The organism is Hydrotalea sp. AMD, assembly GCF_004100315.1.
Taxonomy (GTDB): Bacteria; Bacteroidota; Bacteroidia; order Chitinophagales; family Chitinophagaceae; genus Hydrotalea; species Hydrotalea flava.
Genome location: NZ_SCKY01000029.1, coordinates 1 through 11,939, shown reverse-complemented (window position 1 = coordinate 11,939; position 11,939 = coordinate 1). Strand labels below are relative to the sequence as shown.

Here is an 11,939-nt window from a genome sequence, read left to right as displayed (position 1 = left end):
TTTCACCAGCCCAAAAAGAAATTCATTTTTTTCTTCCCTCCCTTCGGTGTTTTATTTTTTCGCCACCCTCAGCCGAAACAAAAACGGTTGGACAGAAACAGCGAAAACCTTTACTGACAGCGGTTTGACAATAACGGAGGACAGAAGGCCAGCTTGTAACACGGGTTTGGCAAAAGTGGCGGTTAAGTGCTCCGCAGACAGTTTTGTGGTTAATCAAACATTGGTTCTCCGCATCAACATTCGTGGTGAAAATCGCCACCTTCGCCAAGCCCGAAACCGTTAGCGGTCACCCTATTGCGACATCCTACAAAAAAATTAACTTGCGAAGATGAATGATTTGATTTCTCCAAAATATCAGATGAAACTTGTTAAGTCGGTTAGTGAAGCTATTTGGTTAGAATTTCCAACTTACGAACAAGTTAGATATTACATTGACAAATGGCACGAAGACAATTACGAACCAAATGGTTTCAACAATAACTATTGGGAGAACTTTAGAGTTATAGAAAAGGACAATAAGAAAATAGATTTACTTGCGACACTTAGTTCAATGGATGGTACAACGCTGCTAAAAATTGCTATTGACTTAGGAGTTGATACACCTGATTTCATTCCCTCAATTCCGACATTTAAAAACGAACTTAAATCCGAATATAAAACAGCTTATGACACTTTTTCAAAAGCTTACAAACAAATTGAGGCAGACCCAAGTTTAGCTGTTGGACTTGCTAATTCAGCACTTGAAAGCATTATCAAAGAAATTTTAAAAGACGATAGGATTTCTAGTAAAACAACAGGCGGCGAAACTCTTTATAAATTGACATCAATAATTTTAAAGGAGTTCAACTTGACAAACGATGAACATCCTAAAGAGATTAAGACTATTGCAAGTTCACTTTTAGCGATAAACCAGACCATTGAAAAATTGCGAAGTGAAAAGACAGATTTCCATGGAAAGACCGAAGATGATTATCTAATCAATGACACGGTTTACACTTATTTTATCATCAACAGTGTTGCTACGGTTGGACTTTTTCTTAATTCATATTACAAGACAAAGTTTCCAAAGCCACAACCAACACAAGTAGTACAAGAAATAGACGACTTGCCATTTTGAGAGAGAAGGGTGAACCGCTAACATGAACTGTGCTGCAAGTGTGGCTGGACGTTGTTAGCATCATCAGCAGTTCGCTACTCGGCTTCAGTCCGGGCTTGACGGAATTCTTTGTGTACATCAAGGCCACAGAAAATGGTACTACCTGTGAAATCTAATTGATTAACTTTAGCCATGGAAATGAAGTTTTAAAATGAGCGGATATTTTACTCTTAAATTTAAGCGAGTATCCTGTCAACTCATACATAAGACCTAATGCCACACCTGCAGCAAGCCCTGTTCGTTACCTGCAAGCGTATGACGACAGCGCAACAACGAAACAGACGACTAAAAATTGAACATTAATACAAGGACAAACCATTTTGACAACAGGTGACCAACATACAGACCATATTTCAAACGGACAGCGAGTAAGCCGACACTCATTGCCGACCCTTCTGTATTTTTTATTTTCCCCACCGCACATTTTTTTTAATTCAATTTTATTGCCACCGCACAAATGGCACATTGGCTTTTGCCCGACACACAAGCCGACCCTTCGCAAAACCAAAAGAGCAATTTTTTGCCCACGCACTTATGACGACAATGCAACTATAAAACTTAACTTAGCAGACTATAAAATCTTTACATATTAACACCGAGAAATGGCGAAAAAGACGAAAGAAAATATTGAAGAACCGTTAGAGAAGAAGCTCTGGAAAGCGGCTGACAAGCTCCGTAAAAACATGGATGCTGCCGAATACAAGCATGTGGTTTTAGGACTGATTTTCCTGAAATACATCTCTGATGCTTTTGAAGAACTTTACAACAAACTAAAAGAAGGAAAAGGCGACTATGAAGGAGCCGACCCCGAAGACAAAAATGAATATGTAGCCGAAAAAGTGTTTTATGTGCCACCTTCTGCCCGTTGGACATGGCTGCAAGGCAGAGCCAAATTGCCCACCATTGGCAAAGACATTGACGATGCCATGGATGCCATTGAAAAAGACAATCCATCATTGAAAGGCGTTTTGCCCAAAGTGTATGCACAGGAAAAATTAGACAAAGGCAGTTTAGGTGGACTGGTTGACTTGGTTAGCACTGCCACTTTAGGAACGAAAGAAGCCCAAAGCAAAGACTTGTTGGGCAGAGTGTTTGAATATTTCTTAGGCGAATTTGCTTTGGCAGAAGGCAAGAAAGGCGGACAGTTCTATACGCCTGAAAGTGTGGTAAAACTATTGGTTGAAATGCTTGAACCCTATGAGGGCAGAGTTTTTGACCCTTGCTGCGGAAGCGGTGGCATGTTTGTGCAAAGCGAAAAATTCATTAAAGCCCATCAGGATTACTATAAGAAAAACAAAGGCAAAAAACTTTCATTAAACCCTGCCGACCATATTTCTATTTACGGACAGGAAAGCAACCAAACCACCTGGCGACTGGCAAAAATGAACCTTGCCATTAGAGGTATTGACAGCAGTAATGTAAAATGGAACAACGAAGGCAGTTTTTTAAACGATGCACACAAAGACCTGAAGGCCGATTACATCATTGCCAATCCTCCGTTTAACGACAGCGACTGGAGCGGTGAACTCTTACAAAAAGATGCACGCTGGCAATACGGCGTGCCTCCGAGTGGCAATGCAAACTACGCATGGATACAACATTTCCTCTATCATCTTGCGCCCAACGGACAAGCCGGATTTGTCTTATCCAAAGGTTCACTCACCAGCAACAGCAGTGGCGAAGATGTGATACGCAAAGCCCTGGTAGATGGCGATTTGATTGACTGCATTGTAAACCTGCCTACCAAACTGTTTTTGAACACGCAGATACCCGCCTGCCTGTGGTTTATGAAAAAGAACAAGCAGCAGCGCAAGGGTGAGATTCTTTTTATTGATGCCCGAAACATGGGCCACCTCATTAACCGTAGAACACGGGAGCTGAGCCAAGAAGATATTGAAAAAATTGCGCAGACTTACCACAACTGGCGCACAGACGAAGGCAAATACAGCGATGAACAGGGCTTTTGCAAAAGCGCCACGCTGGAAGAAGTAAAAGCATTAAACTATGCCCTTACTCCCGGCCGATATGTAGGCCTGGCTGAAGAAGAAGACGATTTCAATTTTGCCGAACGCTTTACTTCTTTAAAAGCAGAATTGGAAAAACAAATTGCCGAAGAAGATGCATTGAACGAAAGAATAAGAAGGAATTTGGAAAAATTGGATTTACCAAATAATTGAAAAACATGTTTACAACAGAACAAGCACAATATCTTTTGCAACTGCCTAAAAAGGTAGAAACGAATGGTTTGTTGAAAGATGAAATTTCATTTACACAACCTTTTCCTTTTACTCAGAAATACACACTTATTTCGCCTGACGATGCAGACTTTGTTTTTATTTATGATATAACACAAAGCCAAAAGAACCAATTTAAACTTTCATTGTATCTGTTGGAAGGCGAAACCAAAATAGGATTATTAAGAGTTGATTACAGCGGTCAACACAAAAACCCTGAAATAATAACTGATAAAGTCCCTGAAATTTTTCATCCTTTTGCAGGAATGTTTTTTGACTACCACGACCATCACATTCACTACTATGTGGAAGGATATAAAACAACTTTAGATTGGGCTTTGCCACTGACAAATGACAATTTCCCGGTTAAAAGCATTACGGCATCTGCCGATGTGTTAGAGGTCTTTCAACGCTTTAATGAGATAATAAATTTAAAAACGATATTTAGAATAAATCCCATACTGATATGAACAACTGGGTAAACGAATTAATAGATAAATACTACGACTTCCTTAAAGGAAGAACTTCGGTAATTACCGAAACAGGAAGCAATTGGGCTGTAATCAGCACTCCGTTCATTGGCTTATTCAATGACACACTGGAAGTTTATGCTAAAAAGGATAACGGCAAAATTCTTATGTCAGATGATGGAGTTACAATTAAAAATTTGGATTTAATTGGCTCACCTATTTCCCGTTCTCCAAAGCGAAAAGATTTGCTTGAACGAATATTGTTGACTTACGGCATTCAATTACAAGATGACGAGCTTATTGTTGAAGCAACAGAAAACAATTTTGCCCAAAAAAAGCATAATTTAATTTCTGCCATTTCAGAAATTAATGACATGTATATGATGGCTAAACATACGGTTGCTTCCGTATTTAAAGAAGATGTGCAGGGATATTTAGACGAACAGCAAATCATTTATACACCACAGTTTATTTCCAAAGGAAGCACAGGTTTGGAGTTCACTTTTGATTTTCAAATTGCTTACCGTGAAAAAGAAATTGTTTTGAAGTCATTTAATACTTTGAATAAACTCAACCTGCCCAATTTTTTATTCACTTGGGAAGACATAAAAAGTGTGAGGGAAAGAGTAACTAATAAGCAAGTAATAGGCCTGGCTGTAATTAATGATGAAGAAAAAGAAATACAGGAAGAATATTTGGATGCTTTACGAAGCAAAAATGCGGATTTCATACTTTGGAGCCAAAGGCATACTCCCGAAAACATTGGCAAACTCAAAATAGCTGCATAACATGAGTGAGTGGAAGGAATATAAACTATCTGATCTATGTGAGCTTATTGGAGGTGGTACACCTAAAACGTCCGTTCCTGAATATTGGAATGGAGATATTCCTTGGCTATCGGTAACTGACTTTAATACGGGGAGAAAATATTGTTATGATGCTGAGAAAAAAATTACTGAAAAGGGATTGAAAGAAAGCAGCACGAAAATTTTGAAAAAAGGGCAAATAATCATCTCAGCGAGAGGAACTGTTGGAGTGATATCAATGCTCGGACGGGACATGGCATTTAATCAATCTAACTATGGAATCAATGCAAAGGAAGGACTAACAACTAATGATTTTATTTATTATCTATTAAAAGATAACATTTCACAGTTCATTTCGAATTCTTATGGTGCTGTTTTTGATACTATTACCAAACAGACATTTGAACAGATAACTGTTTCCCTCCCCCCGCTCCCCGAACAAACCGCCATAGCCGAAGTATTAAGCAGCTTAGACGACAAAATAGACCTGCTGCACCGCCAAAACAAAACCTTAGAACAATTAGCCGAAACGCTTTTCAGGCAGTGGTTTGTGGAGGGTAATACTTCAACTGAAATTATTGAACTTGGTTCTTTGGTTAACACTATAAACGGAGTTTCATACAAAAGCACTGAACTAAATCCATCAACAACTGCAATGGTTTCATTGAAAAGCTTTGATAGAAATGGTGGTTTTAGAATTGATGGATTTAAAGAATTCACAGGAAAATATAAGGAGCAACAAACTGTAAAAGAAGGGGATTTAGTTGTTGCTCATACTGACATTACTCAAGATGCTGAAGTTATTGGTAATCCAGCATTAGTATTGGGCAATCCCAAATATGAAACAATGGTAATCTCAATGGACATGGTAAAAGTTATTCCTAAAATTGATTGGATATCTATTGAGTTTCTATATTACTTAATGAGAACAAGAGAATTTAAGGGACATTGTGAAGGAAACGCAAATGGTTCAACTGTTTTGCATCTAAGTAAACAAGCAATACCAACTTTTGAGTTCGTTAAACCTAATAAAGAAAAAGCAATTGAGTTTACAAAACATGCGAAAGAACTTACTTTAAAAATTTTTGAAAACCACAAACAAATCCGCACGCTAACCCAGCTGCGGGATACCTTGCTGCCTAAGTTGATGAGCGGGGAAATACGTCTGAATTATGATTTTAAGGATTAAAGGATAATAGGAATATGAAACACGAAGTATTGACTCATAGAATCATTGGTTGTGCCATGAAAGTGCATAGCACATTAGGCAATGGCTTTCAGGAAGTGATATATCAAAGGGCGTTAGCCATAGAAATGAGTAAGCAAGGCTTGGATTTTCAACGTGAAATGGAAATGATTGTTTTTTACGAAGGCAAAGATATTGGCACCCGCAGAGTGGATTTTTTTGTGGAAGGCATTATTATGGTGGAATTGAAAGCATTAATAAAACTGGAAGATGTGCATCTGGCACAAGCTATGAACTATTGTCAGGCATACAACCTGCCAATAGGTCTGCTGATAAATTTCGGTGCCAAAAGTTTAGAGTTCAAGAGAGTGTATAATGTCAATCATCCTGACAATAAAGACTACATCAAAAACAATCCTAAAATCTCAAAATCCTCAAAATCCTAATTCTGACAATGGCAGAAAATAAAAACAATTCATCCGACATCATCTTGTATAGTTCCCCCGAAGGAAACATAAAGGTAGAAGTCATTTATTCGGGGGAAACCTTTTGGCTAACCCAAAAACGGATGGCTGAACTTTTTGGCGTAGAAGTTCCAGCCGTGAGTAAACACCTTGCAAATATCTTTGAATCAGGCGAATTGGTTCAGGAGGCAACTGTTTCCATTTTGGAAATAGTTCAACAGGAAGGCAGCCGAAACGTAACCCGAAAAATGGAGTTTTACAATCTGGACGCCATTATTGCTGTGGGTTACAGGGTAAACAGCCGTCAGGCAACCCAATTCCGAATTTGGGCTACCAAAACCCTTCGGGAGTTTATCATCAAAGGTTTTGTGCTGGACGATGAACGCCTGAAACAAGGAAAACGCTTTGGTAAGGACTATTTTGATGAACTCTTAGAACGCATCCGTGAGATACGGGCAAGCGAAAGGCGTTTTTATCAAAAAATTACCGACATCTACGAGCAGTGCAGCATTGACTACAATAAAGAAGCGGACATCACACAAACCTTTTTCAAAACCGTTCAGAACAAATTGCATTGGGCAATTACGGGCAAAACGGCTGCTCAAATCATTGCCGAAAGAGCCAAAGCATCAGAGCCGAACATGGGCTTACAAACTTGGAAAAATGCACCTTCAGGCAAGATTATGAAAACCGATGTGAGCATTGCCAAAAACTACCTGATTGAAAAGGAAATCAAAGAACTGGAACGAGTGGTTACCATGTATCTGGACTATGCCGAAAATCAGGCTGCAAGGCAGATACCGATGAAAATGGCTGATTGGGTGCAGAAAATTGATGCGTTTCTGCAATTCAATGAATACAAAATTTTGAAGGATGCAGGAAAAGTAAGCCATGAAGTTGCCAAGAAACTAGCTGAAAAAGAATATGAGAAATACCGCATCAAACAAGACAAGACTTTTGAAAGCGATTTTGATAAAGAGGTAAAAAAGATAACACCTCCCAAGAAGAAGAAATGAGCAAACCCATCACCGAAAATATCATTGAGCAGTCAGCGATTGAAATTTTGCAATCGCAGGGATGGGAATACGCCAACGGCAAAGAGATTTCACCCGAAGGGCTTTTTTGTGAAAGAGAAAATTTCAGTCAGATTGTTTTGATCAATCGGTTGAGAACTGCCATTGCCAAAATCAATCCTACAATTCCTTTAGATGCACAAGAAGCAGCCGTTCAAAAGGTGTTGCGTATTGCTTCACCTGACTTGTTGCACAACAACGAAGAATTTCACCGTCTGTTAGTGGAGAAAGTAAAAATACCTTATCAGGAAAACGGTTATGAACGCAGCCACGAAGTTGCATTGATTGACTTTGAGCATCCTGCCAACAATCAGTTTTTGGTAGTGAATCAATACACCATCATTGAAAACAATCAGAATAAACGACCTGATGTTTTGCTGTTTGTAAATGGGTTGCCTTTGGTAGTGGTTGAACTGAAAAATGCAGCCAGTGAAAATGCAGACATCAAAAGTGCTTATCAGCAAATACAAACTTACAAATCGATTATTCCAAGTTTATTTACTTACAACGCCATCTGCATTTTATCAGACGGTTTGGAATGTAAAGCAGGAAGCGTTTCAGCAGATTTGAGCCGATACATGACATGGAAAACGGCTGACGGTATAAAAGAAGCATCACGATTTAAGCCACAATTAGAAACCTTATTGAAAGGCATGTTGCAGCCAGCAACTCTTTTGGATTTAGTTCGCAACTTCATTGTCTTTGAAAAATCGAAAAAGGAAGATGCAAAAACAGGATTGATACAAATTCAGACTGTAAAGAAATTAGCCGCCTATCATCAATTCTTTGCTGTAAACAAAGCCGTTCAATCAACTGTAAACGCATCAGGTGAAAACGGAGATAAACGAGGCGGTGTTGTTTGGCACACACAAGGTTCGGGCAAAAGTTTGAGTATGGTTTTCTATTCTGGAAAACTTATTACTTCACCCGAAATGAAAAATCCAACCATTGTGGTAATTACAGACCGTAATGATTTGGACGACCAATTGTTTGACACTTTTGCTTCATCAGTTCAGTTGCTAAGACAAGAACCCGTTCAGGCAGAAAACAGAGAACATTTGAAAGAATTGTTGAAAGTGGCAAGTGGTGGAATTGTATTTACAACCATTCAGAAGTTTTTGCCCGAAAACAATAAATCCGTTTACGACCAACTTTCTGACCGTAAAAATGTAGTGGTGATTGCAGATGAAGCACACAGGACACAATACGGTTTTGAAGCGAAATTAGTTGATGAAAAAGATAAAGAAACCAAAGAAGTAATCGGAAAACGCATTGCTTATGGTTTTGCCAAATATATGCGTGATGCTTTGCCAAATGCTACCTACATTGGTTTTACAGGCACACCGATTGAAGGCACAGACGTAAACACTCCGCAGGTTTTCGGCAATTACATTGACCGATACGACATTAAAGATGCTGTTGATGATGGAGCAACAGTTAAAATTTTCTATGAAAGTCGATTGGCTAAAGTAAATCTGGACGAAGAAGGCAGACGATTGATTGAAGAATTTGATAAGGAATTAGAACAAGACGAAGAACTCACCGAAAAGCAGAAAGCTAAAGCCAAATGGACAAAGTTGGAAGCCATTGTTGGGCATCACGACCGAGTAAAAAATTTGGCAAAAGACATTGTAACGCATTTTGAAAAACGGCAAACTGTTTTTGAAGGCAAAGCAATGATTGTAGCCATGAGCCGAAGAATTGCAGCCGACCTTTACAAAGAAATTATCGCACTTCGCCCCGATTGGCACAATGATGATTTGACCAAAGGAGCTATAAAAGTGGTAATGACAACCAACAGTGCAGACGGTCCTGAATTTTCAAAACATCATACCACCAAACAACAACGCAGGGATTTATCGGAACGGATGAAAGACCCTGCTGATGAATTGAAATTGGTAATTGTTCGGGATATGTGGCTGACTGGTTTTGATGCTCCTTGCTTGAATACTATGTATGTTGACAAGCCCATGAGAGGACACAACCTAATGCAAGCTATTGCAAGAGTAAACCGTGTTTTCAAAGACAAGCCAGGCGGTTTGATTGTGGACTATTTAGGCATTGGAACAGATTTGAAAAAGGCACTTTCATTTTATGGTGAAGCAGGTGGAAAGGGCGACCCTGCCGAGAACATTGAAAAAGCATTTGAAATTTTCAAAGAGAAATTGGAAGTCGTTCAGCAAATGTTCAATGAAGACAGCATCACCCGTAACGATATTTTAGTTGAAGAACCCGAAGCATATTATGAAGGCAGTTTCAAATTCAACTACCGCAGATTTTTTGTTGTAGATGCACAGGAAAAACTCTCCATCATTCTGCAAGCAGAAGAACACATTTTAGGCTTACAGGATGGCAAAGAAAGATTTATCAGAGAAGTAAGTTTGTTAAGTCAGGCACTTTCACTTTGTATTACCAAAGAAGAAGTTCAACCACATTTACCCGAAGTTGCGTTTTTCCAAGCCATGAAAGCAAGGTTGGCAAAATTTGATGCTCCAATTGGCGGTGGCAAATCAGATGTAGAAATTGAAACTGCGATTAAGCAAATAGTTGATGAGGCATTGAGCAGCGATAAAGTAATTGACATTTTTGATGCAGCAGGAATTGACAAACCCGAAATTTCAGGACTAGAAATATTATCAGACGAGTTCCTTTTGGAAGTTCAGGGAATGCAGCATAAAAATTTAGCAATCGAATTGCTAAAAAAGATTCTGAACAACGAACTGAAAGTAAGAGCCAAGACAAATCTTGTAAAGAGCAAGAAACTTTTAGAAATGTTGGAAGGTGCTATAAAACGCTATCAAAACAACTTGCTGACAACGGCTGAAATTATTCAGGAACTCATCAACATTGCCAAACAAATTAAAGAAGCTGACAAGGAAGGAGAAAAACTCGGTCTGAATAATGATGAAGTTGCTTTTTACAATGCCCTCGAAATAAACGACAGTGCAGTTCAAGTTTTGGGTGACGACACATTAAAAGAAATTGCAAGAGAAATCGCAGACAAAGTAAGAGCAAACGCAACAATTGACTGGACAATTAGAGAAAGTGCAAGAGCAAAACTCATGGTGCTTGTAAGGCGGACATTAAACAAATACGGCTATCCACCAGACAAGCAACAAAAGGCAATTGACACAGTATTAAAGCAAGCAGAATTATTAGCAGACAATTTAACAGCATGAGAACAAGCCAACGCACAGGTGTAAGCACATTTGCAAGCCGCACAAGCCCAAGCTCAGGGCAAAGCTTGCAAAAGAGCTTCCACCTTTCCCTCGCAGACAAAATTGAAACCACTTGCGGTTCACGAACACCTTTAAAAAACAATTATGAAGTGAGTAATTAAAAAATCTTCTCCCCTAGTGAAAACAAAATACGCAACCGCAAAGTCCAACACGACACGGGCAATGACAGTGAAACTCAACGACAATGGTTTTCAGACACGGTGGACAAGAACGCCAGCTGGTAACAGCGGTTTTGCGTCATGCGGGGTGAAGTGCTTAAATTCAAGTGCAGTTTTTCAATTTAACTTTAGTGCTGGGTTGACAGTTTTGTTCCCTGAAATCCCGCACGAACGCAAAGCCGCAAAACGTTATGTGTCACCCTATTGAAGCATCCTGCACATATACAATCATCCATGACTTTGCCACCCGACCCAACGCTATTTTTAGCACATGGCAAGGCACACAAAACCCAGACACAAGGCCAACCTTGCCAAGAGCTAAAAATGCTAACACACTGCCTACCCACCCCAGCTGACGAATATCTATCATCAGTAGCAATGCACTTCAGCAATATATCTTTATTCAATACACCAAGCCTACCCACCACCCAACTGGCAGACAATTAATAATTTGCCTTTGACAATGACAGCAAACAGGTTATAAAAACTTAACTTAGCGACAAAACATTTAAGTGGACACAGCATATAGTGATATGAACGATACCAAACAAGTAAAAACAAAAAAGCGGGTTGCAGACCATGGAGAAGTGTTTACAAGTGACCGTGAAGTAAACGCAATGCTTGACTTGGTAAAGCAAGAAACAGAACGCACGACCATTGACTGGACAATTAAAGAAAGCGTGCAATCAGCATTAAGACGAAACATCCGAAGGATTTTACGCTTACGCGGTTATCCGCCAGACTTGCAAGAGAAAGCTGTTGAGACAGTAATCACACAGGCAAAGATGCTTGCTGAAGATTTATTAAATGGTGATAAAGAAAATTAGCAGACGCACCAAGTCAGGCACATTATACATCATTAGTAAAGTTTAGGTGTGGTAACTCAAACTTAGCTAATATGGGCGGTTCTTAGGAACTGCCCTTTTTTATTTGTAATTTAGTCGGACAATAGTGTAAAAAAATGATAAATGAATAGTTTCTTCCTACTCTTTCATCATTACATCGCAAATGCTGGGATAATGGTCAGATAAATGCAGGGGGAATGTTTGGTGTTGAATGGGGATGATGGGTTTGCGAAGCAACATCACATCAATACGCAGGGTAGGTGAAATACTATCGTACGTATTGCCTAAGCCAAATCCGGTTTTTAGAA

General features: G+C 39.2%; 9 protein-coding genes. All 9 read left to right on the top strand.

Features of this window, described 5'->3' with window-relative positions:
• Window positions 1-328: 328 nt before the first annotated feature.
• The 9 genes from EO766_RS15965 (at window position 329) to EO766_RS15925 (ending at window position 11,613) form a co-directional block, all read left to right on the top strand.
• Entirely contained in the window at window positions 329-1,117 is a 789-nt protein-coding gene (locus EO766_RS15965; protein WP_074419430.1) for an abortive infection family protein, read from the top strand.
• Window positions 1,118-1,758: 641 nt separating this feature from the next.
• Window positions 1,759-3,333: a class I SAM-dependent DNA methyltransferase gene (locus EO766_RS15960; RefSeq protein ID WP_074419429.1), complete on the top strand. Its 1,575-nt coding sequence runs from the start codon at window positions 1,759-1,761 to the stop codon at window positions 3,331-3,333.
• 5 nt (window positions 3,334-3,338) lie between these two features.
• Complete coding sequence (locus EO766_RS15955) at window positions 3,339-3,860, top strand: DUF6978 family protein (protein WP_074419428.1); 522 nt, start codon at window positions 3,339-3,341, stop codon at window positions 3,858-3,860.
• Window positions 3,857-4,648 carry a DUF1828 domain-containing protein gene (locus EO766_RS15950; protein WP_074419427.1) on the top strand — a complete coding sequence of 264 codons (792 nt, stop codon included), beginning with the start codon at window positions 3,857-3,859 and terminating at the stop codon, window positions 4,646-4,648. Before EO766_RS15955 ends, EO766_RS15950 begins: the two co-directional genes overlap by 4 nt.
• 1 nt (window position 4,649) lies before the next feature.
• Window positions 4,650-5,855, top strand: coding sequence for a restriction endonuclease subunit S (locus EO766_RS15945; RefSeq protein WP_074419426.1), 1,206 nt, complete (start codon window positions 4,650-4,652; stop codon window positions 5,853-5,855).
• Window positions 5,856-5,869: 14 nt separating this feature from the next.
• Window positions 5,870-6,298 (top strand): GxxExxY protein, encoded by a 429-nt coding sequence (locus tag EO766_RS15940; RefSeq protein WP_074419425.1) that lies wholly within the window; start codon window positions 5,870-5,872, stop codon window positions 6,296-6,298.
• Window positions 6,299-6,306: 8 nt separating this feature from the next.
• A complete protein-coding gene (locus tag EO766_RS15935) occupies window positions 6,307-7,332 on the top strand; it encodes a virulence RhuM family protein (RefSeq protein WP_074419424.1) in 1,026 nt (341 codons plus the stop codon).
• Window positions 7,329-10,568, top strand: a complete 3,240-nt coding sequence (locus EO766_RS15930; protein WP_074419423.1) for a type I restriction endonuclease subunit R — start codon at window positions 7,329-7,331, stop codon at window positions 10,566-10,568. Before EO766_RS15935 ends, EO766_RS15930 begins: the two co-directional genes overlap by 4 nt.
• Before the next feature lie 751 nt (window positions 10,569-11,319).
• Window positions 11,320-11,613, top strand: coding sequence for a type I restriction enzyme endonuclease domain-containing protein (locus tag EO766_RS15925; protein ID WP_074419422.1), 294 nt, complete (start codon window positions 11,320-11,322; stop codon window positions 11,611-11,613).
• Window positions 11,614-11,939 lie beyond the last annotated feature (326 nt).

Excerpts from the sequence above, each read along its gene's own strand:
- EO766_RS15955 (WP_074419428.1), top strand. The coding sequence starts at position 3,339 with ATGTTTACAACAGAACAAGCACAATATCTTTTGCAACTGCCTAAAAAG.
- EO766_RS15950 (WP_074419427.1), top strand. The coding sequence starts at position 3,857 with ATGAACAACTGGGTAAACGAATTAATAGATAAATACTACGACTTCCTT.
- EO766_RS15930 (WP_074419423.1), top strand. The coding sequence starts at position 7,329 with ATGAGCAAACCCATCACCGAAAATATCATTGAGCAGTCAGCGATTGAA.
- EO766_RS15965 (WP_074419430.1), top strand. The coding sequence starts at position 329 with ATGAATGATTTGATTTCTCCAAAATATCAGATGAAACTTGTTAAGTCG.
- EO766_RS15960 (WP_074419429.1), top strand. The coding sequence starts at position 1,759 with ATGGCGAAAAAGACGAAAGAAAATATTGAAGAACCGTTAGAGAAGAAG.
- EO766_RS15935 (WP_074419424.1), top strand. The coding sequence starts at position 6,307 with ATGGCAGAAAATAAAAACAATTCATCCGACATCATCTTGTATAGTTCC.
- EO766_RS15945 (WP_074419426.1), top strand. The coding sequence starts at position 4,650 with ATGAGTGAGTGGAAGGAATATAAACTATCTGATCTATGTGAGCTTATT.
- EO766_RS15940 (WP_074419425.1), top strand. The coding sequence starts at position 5,870 with ATGAAACACGAAGTATTGACTCATAGAATCATTGGTTGTGCCATGAAA.
- EO766_RS15925 (WP_074419422.1), top strand. The coding sequence starts at position 11,320 with ATGAACGATACCAAACAAGTAAAAACAAAAAAGCGGGTTGCAGACCAT.